At 69.9% G+C, this 14,199-nt stretch carries 14 protein-coding genes; 4 read left to right on the top strand and 10 right to left on the bottom strand.

The features are described 5' to 3' along the window. Nucleotides 1–115 precede the first annotated feature (115 nt). Both ATL42_RS16665 and ATL42_RS05270 read left to right on the top strand, forming a co-directional pair. Entirely contained in the window at nt 116–601 is a 486-nt protein-coding gene (locus tag ATL42_RS16665) for a DUF1294 domain-containing protein (RefSeq protein WP_245862161.1), read from the top strand. A gap of 36 nt (nt 602–637) precedes the next feature. Continuing rightward, nucleotides 638–1,243 carry a uridine kinase family protein gene (locus tag ATL42_RS05270; protein ID WP_098454446.1) on the top strand — a complete coding sequence of 202 codons (606 nt, stop codon included), beginning with the start codon at nt 638–640 and terminating at the stop codon, nt 1,241–1,243. 91 nt (nt 1,244–1,334) lie between these two features. On the opposite strand, the gene ATL42_RS05275 is transcribed toward ATL42_RS05270, so the two are convergent. The 8 genes from ATL42_RS05275 to ATL42_RS05310 form a co-directional block, all read right to left on the bottom strand. Continuing rightward, nucleotides 1,335–1,880 carry an alpha/beta hydrolase gene (locus ATL42_RS05275; protein ID WP_098454447.1) on the bottom strand — a complete coding sequence of 182 codons (546 nt, stop codon included), beginning with the start codon at nt 1,878–1,880 and terminating at the stop codon, nt 1,335–1,337. Between the two features lie 57 nt (nt 1,881–1,937). Continuing rightward, nucleotides 1,938–2,198 (bottom strand): hypothetical protein, encoded by a 261-nt coding sequence (locus ATL42_RS05280; protein WP_098454448.1) that lies wholly within the window; start codon nt 2,196–2,198, stop codon nt 1,938–1,940. 49 nt (nt 2,199–2,247) lie between these two features. Continuing rightward, complete coding sequence (locus tag ATL42_RS05285; RefSeq protein WP_098454449.1) at nt 2,248–3,333, bottom strand: ABC transporter permease; 1,086 nt, start codon at nt 3,331–3,333, stop codon at nt 2,248–2,250. Between the two features lie 3 nt (nt 3,334–3,336). Then, nucleotides 3,337–4,320, bottom strand: coding sequence for an ABC transporter permease (locus ATL42_RS05290; protein ID WP_245862165.1), 984 nt, complete (start codon nt 4,318–4,320; stop codon nt 3,337–3,339). A gap of 4 nt (nt 4,321–4,324) precedes the next feature. Continuing rightward, the gene (locus ATL42_RS05295) at nt 4,325–5,134 is read right to left on the bottom strand and encodes an ABC transporter ATP-binding protein (protein WP_098454450.1); all 810 of its coding nucleotides are present in this window, start codon (nt 5,132–5,134) and stop codon (nt 4,325–4,327) included. Beyond that, on the bottom strand, nt 5,131–6,036 hold the full coding sequence (locus tag ATL42_RS05300; RefSeq protein WP_098454451.1) for an ABC transporter ATP-binding protein: 906 nt from the start codon (nt 6,034–6,036) through the stop codon (nt 5,131–5,133). The genes ATL42_RS05295 and ATL42_RS05300 overlap by 4 nt, the downstream gene beginning before the upstream one ends. A gap of 139 nt (nt 6,037–6,175) precedes the next feature. Next, nucleotides 6,176–7,837 (bottom strand): ABC transporter substrate-binding protein, encoded by a 1,662-nt coding sequence (locus tag ATL42_RS05305; protein ID WP_098454452.1) that lies wholly within the window; start codon nt 7,835–7,837, stop codon nt 6,176–6,178. Nucleotides 7,838–7,916: 79 nt separating this feature from the next. Next, nucleotides 7,917–10,436, bottom strand: a complete 2,520-nt coding sequence (locus ATL42_RS05310; protein ID WP_245862168.1) for a beta-glucosidase family protein — start codon at nt 10,434–10,436, stop codon at nt 7,917–7,919. A gap of 145 nt (nt 10,437–10,581) precedes the next feature. Here ATL42_RS05310 and ATL42_RS05315 point away from each other — a divergent pair, with 145 nt between their 5' ends. Further along, nucleotides 10,582–11,250, top strand: a complete 669-nt coding sequence (locus ATL42_RS05315) for a TetR/AcrR family transcriptional regulator (RefSeq protein ID WP_098454453.1) — start codon at nt 10,582–10,584, stop codon at nt 11,248–11,250. Between the two features lie 46 nt (nt 11,251–11,296). Continuing rightward, complete coding sequence (locus tag ATL42_RS05320) at nt 11,297–11,662, top strand: thioredoxin family protein (RefSeq protein ID WP_143556697.1); 366 nt, start codon at nt 11,297–11,299, stop codon at nt 11,660–11,662. Here ATL42_RS05320 and ATL42_RS05325 read toward each other — a convergent pair. Beyond that, a complete protein-coding gene (locus ATL42_RS05325; RefSeq protein WP_098454455.1) occupies nt 11,616–12,263 on the bottom strand; it encodes a DUF4125 family protein in 648 nt (215 codons plus the stop codon). The genes ATL42_RS05320 and ATL42_RS05325 overlap by 47 nt on opposite strands. Before the next feature lie 34 nt (nt 12,264–12,297). After that, nucleotides 12,298–14,199, bottom strand: coding sequence for a DUF4037 domain-containing protein (locus ATL42_RS05330; RefSeq protein WP_098454456.1), 1,902 nt, complete (start codon nt 14,197–14,199; stop codon nt 12,298–12,300).

Raw genomic sequence — 14,199 nt, forward strand, 5'->3', positions numbered from 1 at the left:
CGACGCCACCGCTCCTTTCAAGGGGGAGGACGGTGCTGGATCGCGTTTCTCAACCTACCAGATAATCAGAACCGTTCTCATTATCGTTAAGGCTCGACGTCGCTATGCTCTCTCTGTGTCCCGCTCCCACCCTGCGCCGCGCTCCCCCGCGCCCCGACCTGCTCGACCCACCCCGCGATCGTCCGGTGCTCGGCCACCCCGGCGCCGCTTCCGGCACTGGGTCCCTGTCGTGGCGTTCGTGGTCGGCGCGACGGCCGCTCTGGCCCTCGGCGTCGTCCCGTGGTGGCTGCTCGCCCTCTACGGCGTCATGAGCATCGTGTGCTTCATCGCCTATGCGGCGGACAAGCGCGCCGCCCGTCTGGAGCGGCGCCGCGTGCCCGAGCGCACGCTGCTCGACCTCGGGCTCGTGTGCGGCTGGCCGGGTGCGATCGTCGCGCAGCAGGTCCTGCGTCACAAGACCGTCAAGCAGAGCTTCAGGTCGGCGTTCTGGCGGACCGTGGTCGTCAACCTCGCGCTCGTGACCTTCCTCGTCTCACCGCTCGCGACCATGGCTCTCGACAACGTTCTCGAGCTCACGGGAATCACCGACCGTGCGCTCTGACCCTCACGGACGAGCGCACTGAGGCAGGATCGATCGATGGACGTCACACCGGCTGCACACGACCCCGTCGAGACCCTGCGCACCCTCGTCTCTGCCGTCGAGCGGCGGCCCGTGCTCGTCGGGATCGACGGGCAGGGTGGCGCGGGCAAGTCCACGTTCGCGCATGCCGTCGCCGGCGCGCTCGCCAGCGCGTGCGTCGTCGAGGGCGACGACTTCTACCGAGACATGGACGAGGACGCACGCGCGGCTCTCGGCCCGGCCGAGGGCGTCGAGCAGTACTTCGACTGGCAGCGCCTGCGTCGCGAGGTGTTCGAGCCCGTCCGGCGCGGCGCCGCCGTGCTGCGCTACCAACGATACGACTGGGAGCACGCGACGATGGGCTCCTGGACCGAGCAGCCCATGCCCGGCGTCGTCATCGTCGAGGGCATCTACACGCTCCGTCCCCAGCTCGTCGACCTCCTCGACGTCACGGTATGGGTCGAGACGCCTGAGAAGACGCGCCTGCAGCGCCAGCTCGCGCGCGGAGAGAACAGCGGCGAGCAGATCGCCCGCTGGGTCGCCGCAGAAGACCACTACGTGGCGTCGTGCGACCCGCGATCCGTGGCGGCCCTGCACGTCGAGGGCAGGGACCACGCGTGGTGACGGCGCCCCTGGCGTGCGTCCGACGACGGCATCGACGTCGATCCATGCGTCATGAGCATGGGCATAGATGATCTTCGATGGTTCCAGCAGGTCACGGGAGGTCTGCGACGAGACGATCGATGAGCGGGAAGGTCGGGAACGGCTGGTCGACATCGCCGAAGTGGCCCTCGTCGCGAACGATCTGGGTGCCGCCGAGGTGGTCGAACATCGCACGGCCCTGCTCCGCGTCGCACCCGTAGGGGTCCGTGACGGAGTTGACGAGGTACAGGTCAGCGACGTGCGCCGAGATCGCCGCCCAGTCGTAGCTGCTCTGCAGCACGGGCTCGTCCGCGTCGTTCGGCGGGGTGCAGTACCCAGCGACGAGGATGGCCTGCGCCACCCTCACGTCGAGGTGCTCGAGGAGGCTCAGCAGCAGCGCAGCGCCTCCCGAGTGCCCGACGAGCACGGTGCTCTCGTCGAAACGGTGCCGGCCGAGCACGTGCGGCACGAACGTCTCGGCCGGCTCGACGTTGAGGCCCGGGTAGTGCGGGATCTCGACGGCGAAGCCGCGCGCGGCCAGCCTGTCCCCCAGCCACCGGTACCAGCACACGTCCGGGTTCGCACCGGTGCCGTGGAAGATGATCGCCCGGCGCGTCACCGACTGGTCGTGGGCCGGTGGGTGCGGCTCTCTCCCTAGACCGTGGACCGCCACCGGTCAGGACCCACCGCGAGCGCCCGTGCCGGCGGAAGGAGCCAGCACGGAGCGTGCAGTGAAGACGGCGACGACGACCATCGCGGCAGCCATGACGACGGCGCCCCAGATCCCGGCGGCCGGCCCTAGGTCACCGAACGAGGGGACGAACGTCATCGCTCCAGCGACTGCGACCACGGCGCTGGCGGCTGCGACGATCCGGTTCGACCTCCGTCGCGAGGTGCGGCGTCGGTCGAGCGGTGCGGTGGAATCTGACCTCGTCACTGTGCTGCCCCCCGTGGTGCTGTGAACCTCATGAGTCCACCGAGCCTAGTCAGCGTGGTGCGTCAGGTCCAGGCTCTGGCGGGGATGCGGCGTCGGTCGGTGCTGCGTCGGTCGGTGCCGGGTCTGGCTGGTGGATCGCGACAGCGGTGACGCCGCTCCCGGACGTGAGCCCCTTCTTGCGCAGGGCACGGGCTCTCTCCCCCGCAGAGCGCAGGCGCGGGTTGACGTACTCGTCGATGCCGAAGTTGATGAGCGAGAGCGCCATGCCGAGGAGTGCGATGCACAGGCCTGCGGGCACGTACCACCACCAGAAGTCAGGGAACGCGCCGTTCTGCTGAGCCCAGAAGAGGATGGTGCCCCAGTTGAGGTTCGTGATCGGGATGACCCCGATGAACGCGAGCGTCGTGAGCCCGAGGACAGCGGCGGTGACCGTGCCGACAAAGCTCGACGCGATGATCGCCGTGAGGTTCGGCAGCATCTCGACCGTGATGATGCGGTAGAGCGGCTCACCGTTCGCGCGTGCGGCCTGCACGAAGTCTCGGTTGCGCAGCGACATCGTCTGGGCGCGCAGCACGCGGCCTCCCCATGCCCATCCGGTGAGCGCGAGGACCGCGGAGATGAGCACGAGGCTCGGGTTCTCGTACTGCGAGGCGACGATGATCATGAGCGGGAGGGCGGGAAGCACGAGGAAGACGTTCGTCAGCGCGGAGAGCGACTCGCCGCGCCACCCTGCGACGTAGCCGGCGGTGACCCCCACCGCGACGGCGATGATGGTCGCGATGATCGCGGAGAGGAAGCCGACGACGAGGACGCCACGCGTCCCGTAGATGATCTGGCTGAGGACGTCTTCTCCCATGTGCGTGGTCCCGAGCAGATGGTGCCACGAGGGTGCCTGCTTGAGCGCCTCGAAGTCTTTGTCGAGCGGACCGTAGGGGGCGATGACGTCCCCGAAGATCGCGAGCAGGGCGAAGAACCCGAGGATGCACAGGCCGGTGATCGACTTGCGGTTGCGGAACATCGCGAAGGACTGAGCCCAGCGGGCGCCGGCGCGGCGGCCACCTGAGGCTCGGGGCGCGCGAGGGGCCTCTGCGGGGAGGCCGGTCTCACCTGTGGCGGTCGTGGTCGTGTGCGTCATGGCTCATGCCTCCGTCTGGCGGGTGCGCGGGTCGAGTGCGGCGTAGGCGACGTCCGCGAGGATGTTCGCGGCGAGCACCGCCAACGTGATGACGAGGAAGAGTCCCTGGATGAGCGGGTAGTCCTTCGCGGTGGTCGCGTCGAGGAGCAGCTTGCCGAGCCCCGGGTAGGAGAAGACGAGCTCCATGACGAGCGTCCCGCCGACGATGAAGCCGAGCGACAGGGCGAAGCTCGAGAGCTGCGGGAGCACGGCGTTGCGGGCGGCATAGCTCACCATGACGCGCCGTGGGCTGAGCCCCTTCGCCTGGGCGACGGTGACGTAGTCCTCGTCGAGGACGGTGATCATCATGTTGCGCATGCCGAGGATCCAGCCGCCGAGCGACGCGAGGACGATCGTCAGCGCAGGGAGCGCTCCGTGCTCGATGACGTCGGCGACGAACTCGAGCGTGAGGCCGGGACGGGCGCCCTTGCTGTAGGCGTGCGAGGCAGGGAACCAGCCGAGCGTGGACGACAGGAGGGCGATCGCGATGAGGCCCATCCAGAAGTACGGGACGGTGGAGAAGAACGTCGCGATCGGGACGAGCGCGTCCGCCCTGCTCCCCCGGCGCCACCCGATGATGGTGCCGAGCGACGTCCCGACGAAGAAGCCGATGATCGTCGCGATGCCGACGAGGCCGATCGTCCACGGCAGCGCGACCGCGATGACGTCGGCGACGGGAGCCAGGCCCTTCGAGAACGACCGCCCGAGGTCGCCGGCGAACATCAGGCCCCAGTAGTCGATGTACTGGCGCAGGAGCGAGGCGTCCGTGTCGACGCCGAAGAGGGTGCGCAGGGACTCGATCGCCTCTGGGCTGATCGTGCCCTGGTTCTTCTGGAGGTAGGCAGAGACGGGGTCGCCCTTCATCATCCGTGGGAGGAAGAAGTTGATCGTGATGGCGGCCCATGCGGTGAACAGGTAGAACGCGGCGCGGCGCAGGAAGAATCGCACGGTCTCAGCCCTTCGTCTCGGTCACGGTGCCCGACCCGGAGAAGTGCTTCTCCGGGTCGGGTGAGGCGTCACGCAGCGCTCGTGTGTAGGGGTGCTGCGGGTTGAGGATGACGTCGTCGGACGGGCCGCGCTCGACGACGACCCCGTGGTTGAGCACCATGATCTCGTCGCTGAAGTGACGCGCCGTCGCGAGGTCGTGCGTGATGTAGAGGACGCCGAGGTTGGACTCCCTCTGGAGGTCGGCGAGCAGGTTGAGCACACCGAGCCGGATGGAGACGTCGAGCATCGAGACGGGCTCGTCGGCGATGAGCAGGCTCGGGCGGGACGCGAGCGCGCGAGCGATCGCGACGCGCTGGCGCTGTCCGCCGGACAGCTCGTGGGGACGACGGTCGATCGTGCTCCCGGGCTCGAGCCGCACCCGTTCGAGGAGGCGGGCAACCTCCGCGTCGACCTCTGCGCGCGGCACCACGTGGTCGAGGAGCAGCGGCCGCTCGATGTGGTGGCGGACCGTGTGGTACGGGTTCAGGGACGCGAACGGGTCTTGGAAGACCATGCGCACCTGCTGGCGGTAGCGGCGCAGCGCGCGTCCCCGCCGCGGCACGGGCGCCCCGTCGAGAAGGATCTCCCCAGACGTCGCGCGCTCGAGCTGGGTGAGGATCTTGGCGATCGTCGACTTTCCGCTCCCGCTCTGCCCGACGAGGGCGAGCGTGCGACCGGACGTCAGCGTGAAGCTCACGTCGTCGAGAGCGAGGAGGTCGCCTGCACCCCGGATGCGGTACCGCTTGGTGACGTTCTTGAGCTCGAGCGTGGTCATCGGGCGGCCTCTCCTGCAGTGACGGCACCGGTGCCGCCGGTAGTGCCGGTTCCTTGCTCGGAGGTCCCGTCGGAGCCCCGGACGAACCCGCCGCGGGCTCCGGTGAGGCTCGGGAAGGACCCGAGGAGCCGGCGCGTGTACTCGTGCTGAGGGCGGTGGTAGATGTTCTCGGCGGTGTCGAGCTCGACAATCCGGCCCTCGCGCATGACGGCGATGCGGTCGGAGATCTCGAGCAGGAGCGGGAGGTCGTGCGTGATGAACACGACCGAGAAGCCGAGCTGCGAGCGCAGGTCCGAGATCTGCTCGAGGATCTCGCGCTGGACGAGGACGTCGAGGGCTGTGGTGGGCTCGTCCATGATCATGAGCTGAGGCTTGAGCGCGAGCGCCATCGCGATCATGACGCGCTGACGCATCCCGCCGGAGAGCTCGTGCGGGTAGGAGCGCAGGCGGTCGCGCCCGACACCGACGAGGTCGAGCAGCCCGGCGCACTCCTCCGTCCGCTGCTTGCGGGTCATCTGGGGGCGGTGGGTGGAGAACACGTCGGCGAGCTGGCGTCCCACGTTGAGGACGGGATTGAGGGCGTTCATGGCGCCCTGGAACACCATGGAGGCCTTGGCCCAGCGGAAGGCGCGCATCTGGTGGGCGTCGAGGGTGTTGAGGTCGACGTCCGTACCGGACTCGTCGTGGAAGACGGCCGAGCCGGAGGTGATGACGGCTGGTGGTTGGAGAAGTCGTTGCACACCGTACGCGAGGGTGGTCTTGCCGCAGCCGGACTCTCCTGCGAGGCCGAGGATCTCCCCGCGGCGCACGGTGAGGGAGACGTTGCGGACAGCCTCGACGGGTGGTTCGACGTCGTAGACCACGCTGAAGTCGCTGACGGTCAGCAGAGGTTCGTGGGTCACTCGTGCTCCCAGGGTCGGTCGGGCTCGTCGTCGCCGGTGACGTCGAGCGCGGGTGCGCCGGGCCGGTGGGCCCGGCGCACCCTGGTGGTGCTCGCTGCGGTGGGACGGCAGCGTGGTGCGAGGTTCTCCGGGTGGAGGACTACTCGGCTGGTTCGAGCTCGGTCAGGACGAGCACCGCGCTCGGGACTGTAGGGTCGGGGCTCGCATAGGGGTCCTCGTCGCTGGGCCAGCCGACGTAGCTGCGGGTGTTGTACTCCCCGATGGAGGGGCGGGTGCCGATCGGCATCGTGGGGACCTGCTCGACGAAGATCCGCTGGACGGTCTCGAGCGCGGCTGTCCGTGCGGCGTCGTCCGTGGCGGTGGCGTAGGTGTCGAGGGCCGCTGTGGCTTCGGCGTTGTCGAAACGGCCGAAGTTGAAGTCTGCGGCCTCGCCGAGGGGCTTGAGCCAGCGACCGTCCATGACGTCGCTGTAGAGGTCGTACGGCGTGGCCCCGGTGTCGGTCCAGTGCAGGATGGCCTGGAAGTCGCCGTTGCCCTTGGCGTCCCACCACGAGTCAGAGTCGGGTGTGCTGACGGTCGCCTCGACGCCGAGCGTCTTGACGGAGTCGGCGATGAGGCTGATCCCGGTGACGTAGTCGTTCCAGCCTTGCGGGACGGTCAGCTCGAAGGTCACGGGCGTCCCGTCCGGGTCGACGAGCGTGTCGCCGTCCCACGTGTAGCCGGCGTCGGCGAGGACCTCGCGAGCCCCGTCGACGTCGACCGTGTAGGACACGCCGTCGTATGCCTCGGAGATGTAGCTGTCGCCGACGGGGGTCGGCAGGCCGGTGACCGACGTGAGAGCAGGGACACCGCCCTCACGGGCGATCGTGCGGTGCTTGTCGCGGTCGATGACCATGTTCACGGCGGTCCGGAACGCGAGGTCGTCGAAGGGCTTGGTCTCGGTGTTGACGAACATCGTGTCGATGCCCAGGCCTGCGGGCGCCCAGTAGACGTTGTGCTCGGGGTCCTTGTCGAGGTAGGCCGACTGGATGTTGGGGATGAAGGCTTGTGCCCAGTCGGCGTCGCCGCTGGCGAGCGCCGTCGTGAGGGCGGTGTTGTCGTTGTAGGAGACGTAGTAGAGGGTCGGCACGGCGAGGTCGCCGCCCCAGTAGTCGTCCCGGGCGGTGAGCTCGACGCTCTGCGTCGTGAACTGCGAGAGCGTGTAAGGACCGGTGCCGACGGGCTCGAGGTTCGTCTCGGTCGTCGGGTCGGCGACACCCTCCCAGACGTGCTTGGGCACGATGAACTTGTGGAGCACCTTGTCCTGCTTGACGTACATCGAGCTCTCGAACGTGACGGTAACCGTGTCACCGTCACGGGTCACGTCGGTCATACCGAGGGCGGCCGTGTCGAGCGCCGGCGTGTCCTTGAGGAGGGAGTAGGTGAACTCGATGTCTTCGGCGGTGAACTCTGTGCCGTCGTTCCAGGTGACGCCGTCTCTCGCGGTCAGGGCGACGGACGTGTAGTCGTCGGACCACGTGATCTCGGACGCGAGCCACGGGCGGACCTCGGCGGTGGGGTCCAGCGTGTTGACGAACGCGACAGGTTCGAGGATCGCGTTGATGTAGCCGAGCTTGAGGCCGGAGGAGTCCCCGACCCAGGGGTTGTTGGACTCGGTCGCGATCGCGCCGTCAGGCTTGGCGATCGTCAGAGCCGCGCCGTCGCCGTCGGGGCCGGCAGCACTGCCGTCGCCGGACGAGCAGCTGGTCAGCAGCAGCGCTGCTGCGATCCCGATCGCAGCAGCTGAGGTCTTGAGCCTCATGGGATGTCTCCTTGGCTGGGGGCGTCTCCGCTGGTTGCGGCGACGGTCGTGCGGTCGTGCGGTCGTGCGCGGGGCGTCGTCATCGACGCCCCGTGTCCGCAGGTGCTTCTCTGGAGGGAGAGGCGTTGCCCACCCGGACCGTAGTGTCCAGGCGGAGGTCGCCGACGGAGCGCCCGGCACGGAGGCGGTACTCGCCGCCGGGCAGGACCCATCCGTCGGAGGTCGTGTCCCACGTCTCGAGCTGGCGACGTCGGACGGTCACGGGGACGTGCGCCGTGGCTCCGGGGGCGACGTCGGCGAGCGTGAAGCCGCCCAGCCAGCGCACGGGGCGCTCGTCCGGGCTGCCGTCGGGTGCCTCGACGTAGACCTGGACGGTCTCGCGTCCCGGACGGGTGCCGGTGTTGGTGACGGCCACGGTGACGAGGAGGTCGCCGTCGGAGCTCTGCCGGGGCGTGTCGATGGCGTCGTAGGACCAGGTGGTCCACCCGAGCCCGTGGCCGAAGGGCGCTGCTGGTGTCCGTCCGGCCCGCTCCCAGCCGCGGTAGCCGACGTGGACGCCGTCGTCGTAGGCGACGACCCCGTCGACCGGGACGGCGTGCGGGACGGGGACGTCTGCGGCGTCGGCGGGGAGGGTCCACGGCAGGCGGCCGCTGGCCTCGACCACGCCGGCGACGACGTCGGCGATGGAGTGCCCGGCTTCTTGCCCGGGGAACCAGACCCACAGGACGGTCCGCGCGCGGTCGAGCCACGGCAGGAGCACGGGGGCTCCGGCGTTGACGACGACGACCGCGTCCGGGTCGGCGTCGAGCACGCGCTCGACGAGCTCGTCCTGCCGGCCGGGCAGCGACAGGTCGGCGCGGTCCCAGCCTTCGGACTCGACCTCCTCGTTGGTGCCGACGACGATCACGGTGAGCTCGGCGGCGCGGGCGGCGTCGACGGCCTCGCGGATCTCGTCCTGCGCGCTCGGTCCGGGTGGCCGGTGGCGCACCTCGGCACGGACCACGTTGCCGTAGCCGTCGGCCCGCGTCACGCGGTGGGTGGAGACGATCGAGACGCGTCGGGGCTCGTCGACGTGGACGAGCGCCGTGACGCCCGACGGGTTGTTGATGGAGGAGTCGAGGATGACCTCGACCCCGGCAGCGGCGCTGTCTTCGGAGACGACGCGGCCGTCGATCTCGGTGCGGTGCCCACCGACGGTGCCGACCTCGAGGTGATGGTCCCCGGGCTCGTCGAGGACGATCTCGAGGGTCAGGGTCACGTGCTCGACGTCGTCGGGCAGGTCGGTGACCCATCCGTCCCAGGTGTCGAGGTCGACGGTGCGCAGGACCGCGCCGTCCACGTCGAGGTGGGTGGCGGTGAGCAGCGTCGTCCCGGTGGTCCGTGCCGCGAGGTCGAGCCGGGCCGCGAGGCGGCGAGGGTCGCCGCCTCGGGCGACGGTGAGCCGCGCGTCGGGGAACCGTGCTGCGAGCCCTTCGGCGGGGGTGACGACGTGCTCGGGGTGGACGGTCGAGCTTCCGCCGCCGAGCACGTGCGGACGGACGGCGTTGGGTCCGACGAGGGCGATGGAGGCGGGTGCGGGCCTGTCCCAGACCGGTGCGACCTCGTCTCGTCGCAGGACGACGGTGGCGCGGGCCGCTGTCGAGCGGACGAGGGCCGCGAGGTCGCCCGTGTGCGTGACGGGCAGCGCTGGCTCGTCGAGGGCACCGACGCGGCGTGCGAGGAGGAGGATGCGAGCGACCTTGTCGTCGATGGTCGACTCCGGGACGGCGCCCTCGCGGACAGCCTGCAGAAGCTGTTCCTCCCAGGGGCCGCCCGGGCCCGGCATGACGACGTCGAGCCCGCCGACGGCGCCGCCGACCGTGTCGTGGGCCGCGACCCAGTCAGAGACGACCACACCGTCGAAGCCCAGCTCGTCCTTGAGGACGTCGACGAGCAGGTGGTGGTGACCGGTCATCGGTGACGACTCGACGCCGTCGTCCACCTGGTTGTAGGCGGCCATGGCGGTCCAGGCCCCCGCGGCGACTGCGTGCTCGAACGGGGCGAGGTAGACCTCGCGCAGGGTGCGCGCGTCGAGCCGGGCGACGTACGTGGTGCGGTCGGTCTCGGAGTCGTTCGCGACGAAGTGCTTGACGCACGCGGCCACGCCCTGGTCCTGGATCCCGCGGATCACGGCCGTGCCGATCTCTGCCGTGAGGAGCGGGTCCTCGGAGTAGCACTCGAAGTGCCGGCCACCGACGGGCGTGCGCTGGATGTTCACCTGCGGGGCGAGGACCACGTCGACCCCGTGGTCGCGTGCCTCGCGGCCGAAGGCCTGCCCGGTCTCGAACGCCAGGTCGCGGTCCCAGGTCGCGCTGATCGCGCTCGGTGCGGGGAAGAGCACCGAGGTCTCCCCCGCGACCTCTCCGAGACCGCGCACCCCCACAGGTCCGTCGGACATCGTCAGGGAGCGCAGACCGATCGTCTCGAGCGCGTACAGCCGCCAGGCGGTGGCTCCGGTGAGGAGCCGGACCTTCTCGTCGAGGCTCAGGCTGTCCACGAGGACGGCCACGCCGGGCGCCCCGAGAAGGGTCTCTTCTGGGGGTCGAGACTGCAGTGTCACGAAGGCTCCTCGTCATCGAGCGGGCTGGTGTGCGGTAACTTACAGTGCTGACAGTAAGTAAAACAACCCCCGTGCTCGCCGCGTAGGATTCCGATGAGCTGGCCGTCCACGACGACGGTGGCCCACGAGCAGAAGGCGGCACCCCATGGTTTCGGCGAGGCGACAACCGCGCATGCGGCAGGAGACCCTCCGACGACGCGAAGACATCCTCAAGGCCGCCCTGACGACCTTCGGCAGCAAGGGCTACAACAACGGGCCGCTCACCGAGATCGCCGAGCAGGTCGACATGACCCACGCCGGCGTCCTCCACCACTTCGGGTCCAAGGACCAGCTGCTCCTCGAGGTGCTGCGCTACCGCGACGAGAACGACGTCGCCGAGCTCGCCGACCGGCACATCCCCGACGGCATCGACCTCTTCCGCCACCTCGTGCGCACCGCGTTCCTCAACGCGCGCCGCGCCGGGATCGTCCAGGCCTACGCCGTCCTGTCCGCCGAGTCCGTCACCGACGACCACCCCGCGCGCGCGTTCTTCGAGAACCGCTACACGACGCTGCGTGCCGAGGTCGTCCAGGCTTTCACGACACTGTGCGCAGAGAACGACGCACCGCTCCCCGACACCGTCCACCACGCGTCCGCCGCGATCCTCGCGATCATGGACGGCCTGCAGGTCCAGTGGCTCCTCGATCCCACCGACGTCTCGCTCGGCGACGCCAGCGCGTTCGCCATCGACGCGATCGTCACCGCGGTCCTCGACCCGCGTCCCTCGCCTCTCGGGGACCCGTCGACGTGGCCGGTGCCCGGCCCGCGCCCATAGCCTGACGTCGTTCGCTCAGGCAGTCGGCACCGCGTAGATTCGCCGTGTGCCGACCACAGCGATGACTCCTGAGACCCTCGGCCCGGCGATCGCGCGCGGCGGACTGGTCCTCATCGACTTCTGGGCTCGCTGGTGCCGCCCGTGCCACCTGTTCTCGCCGATCTTCGCGGCCTCGTCCGACGCGCACCCGGAGCACGTCTTCGCCACGGTCGACACCGACCAGCAGCAGGGCCTCGCCCGGCGGTTCGGCGTCCTGTCCCTGCCGACCCTCGTCGTGCTGCACGACGGGAAGATCGTCTACTCGCGTGCGGGCGTCCCCCGCCTCCACGAGCTCGAGGCGATCATCGCCGACCTGTCCGTGGCTGTCAGCCCACCGACGCCTGCGCCGCTTCCGCCTGCGCCAGGTCGGTGAACCCGCCCAGCACCACCGTCCACGTGATCGCCTGCTCAGAGAGGTTCTCCCCCGCCGCCACCGTCTCCTCGACGAGCTCGTCGTAGAGGCCGAGCGTGCGGTCGGAGTACGTGCCCAGCTCGCCGCGCAGATACGTCTCGAAGGACGTCTCCGTCAGAGTGTCCTGGGCGGTCCTCAGCACACGCATCGCCACACCGAGCCGCGGGTACCGGTCACGGAAGGCGACAGCCCACCCGATCTGGACCTCGACGATCGCCTCCTGGCGGGCCACGCGGGCATCGTCGAGCACGGGAAGGTGCGGTGCGATCTCCTGGGCGTACCGGTCCGGCTCGGTGGAGGCCATCATCCGGGCGTACTTCTCGGTGAGCAGGTTGGCTCCGCACGCGTCGGCGGCGTCGAGGTCGCCGGCGTAGCTCTCGAGGAGGGGCAGCGGCCACGTGAGGAACTGGCTCAGGCGCATCTGGTGGAACGTCGGCCAGTCCCCCTGGCAGTCCGCTCGGCCGCCCTCGTTGTTCACACGCTGGAACTGGTCCCACTCGTGATCGACGATCGCCTGCGCCGCAGCCAACCGTTTCTCCCGCAGGGTCGTGGTGGTACTCATGTGCTCCCTCTCTCTCGTCTCGCGATCAGTACGCTCACAGGCTCTTGAGCCACGCGTCGTCGATGTGCGCATCGACGAACGGCCGCTGCCGCTCGAGAAAGCTCTCGTCGCTCACGGTGAGGCCGCGCGCCTGGAGCTCGATCACGACCTGCCTGCAGATCTGCTCGACGAACACGTACACGCGTTCCTGCGCCGCGAGCGCACCCGTGCCGCCTGGTCCTGCGCCGAAGCAGGCCGTCGACGAGAGCCGTGCCAGCTCCGAGAGGTCGGTGCACACCTCTGGTAACCGTGAGCCCATGCGCGCACCGAGCGCGCGCAGCGCGGCGAACTGCCACTTGTAGTACGGGAGGTATCCAGCAGAGGCCGGACCGTTGAGCAGGAAGACGAGCGACGCCGTGGCTCGGGTGAACTCCGCGAGCGCCAGCCACGCGGCCTCCCCGTCTGCGCGCGCGAGCATCCGGGGCACGTTGTACTGCCCTGCCTGGGCGACCATCCCGAGCCTGCGCGAGACGAGCGCGAGCTGGACGTCCCGCGGCATCCTGAGGAAGCCACCGCGCGCGGCGCCGAAGGCCCCGAACGGGTCCGCGAAGACGGCGCCGTTCGTCGCGGCGGCCAGCGTCGCTTCGTCGAGGAGGAGCCACTCGTGCACCCGGTCGGCGGCTGGGGCGGCACGGTACCCGGTGAGCCCGTCGAAGAAGTCGCCGATCTCGAAGACGCCGACGCGACGCTGGGCGCCGCGTGCCCTCGAGGTCGTCCGGCGCGGTCCGACCCCGCGGAGCTCGGCCGGGAGCGCCTCGTAGTCTGCCTGGAGCTCGTCGCCGATCGCCGCGTGGTCTTCAGCGGTGAGCCAGAGGCAGAAGCCTGGACCGAAGTCGTGGTCGCGCGAGATCTCGTCGTCGAAGCCGTAGCACTCCGAGCCGTGACCGACGAGACCGACCGCGATGCGTGCACGATGGTGGGGATATCTGGCGAGCATCGGCTTGCCGTACGTCTCCCAGTACTCGCGGGCGAGGGCGAGCCCCGTGACAGGCGGTGCGGCAGGTTCGGCCGGTGCCGCGGGCACGCGACCGACGGACGGCGTGACCGGTGTCAGCCCGGCCGCGTGCAGGTCGGCCTGCACCTCGGCGAGGTTGCCTGCCGTGACCGCGTAGTAGTCGTTGGTGGTGCCGTAGCAGGCGGCGATGATCTCCAGCGCCCGCTGGTAGAGCGCCTCGGCGTCGGTGAGGCGTCCCATCCGGTAGCAGGCTTCGGCGTGGCCGGCGACGGCTGATGCGTAGTGCGCGTCGTCCTCGTGGCCGCCCGCGCGGAAGATCGCGAGGGAGCGTTCGACGCACGCGGCGGCGGCGTCCTTCTGCCCCATCGAGAAGTGCACGAGCACGAGGTTGGTGCAGGTCGTCGCGATGTCCATGTCACGTGCAGGGTCGTGCGAGGACGCCTCGAGGATCGCCAGGGCAGCGTCCAGCTCGGCGGCGGCCTGCGGCTGGTCCTGCATCTCGCTGAAGAGGATCGAGAGGTTGTTGTGCAGCGCTGCGAGCCGCCGGTCGCTCGGTGCCATCGTTGCCTCGCTCGCGACGAGCGCCTGCCGGTAGAGACCGAGGGCTCTCTCGTAGCGACCGCCGGCGCGCAAAGCCGTCGCCGCGTTGATGAGGGTGCTCGCGTGCGCGTCGGTCCCGACGATCCCCATGCTCTCAGCGAGCACGAGCGCCCGGTCGCTCGTCTCGGCCGCGTGGTCGTGCCTGCTCTGGGACCGGTAGAAGCCGATGAGCTCGTTGAGCAGCGTCAGCCGTGCACCGGCGTCGTGGAGCTCGTCGGCCTCGGCGAGCCCCGTGAGCAGGAGCGGTTCTGCACGGGTGGCGCCCTCGTGGGCGGCGAAGATGCCGTCGAGCTCGCGCAGGAGGGCATCGAGGTCGAACGCCCTGGGATCGGGGGTCGGCAT

Source organism: Sanguibacter antarcticus, from assembly GCF_002564005.1.
Classification (GTDB): domain Bacteria; phylum Actinomycetota; class Actinomycetes; order Actinomycetales; family Cellulomonadaceae; genus Sanguibacter; species Sanguibacter antarcticus.

Bases quoted from the DNA above. Each gene is read 5' to 3' on its own strand.
- ATL42_RS05305 (WP_098454452.1), bottom strand. From the start codon at position 7,837: ATGAGGCTCAAGACCTCAGCTGCTGCGATCGGGATCGCAGCAGCGCTG.
- ATL42_RS05325 (WP_098454455.1), bottom strand. From the start codon at position 12,263: ATGAGTACCACCACGACCCTGCGGGAGAAACGGTTGGCTGCGGCGCAG.
- ATL42_RS05315 (WP_098454453.1), top strand. From the start codon at position 10,582: ATGGTTTCGGCGAGGCGACAACCGCGCATGCGGCAGGAGACCCTCCGA.
- ATL42_RS05295 (WP_098454450.1), bottom strand. From the start codon at position 5,134: ATGACCACGCTCGAGCTCAAGAACGTCACCAAGCGGTACCGCATCCGG.
- ATL42_RS05285 (WP_098454449.1), bottom strand. From the start codon at position 3,333: ATGACGCACACGACCACGACCGCCACAGGTGAGACCGGCCTCCCCGCA.
- ATL42_RS05330 (WP_098454456.1), bottom strand. From the start codon at position 14,199: ATGCCGACCCCCGATCCCAGGGCGTTCGACCTCGATGCCCTCCTGCGC.
- ATL42_RS05270 (WP_098454446.1), top strand. From the start codon at position 638: ATGGACGTCACACCGGCTGCACACGACCCCGTCGAGACCCTGCGCACC.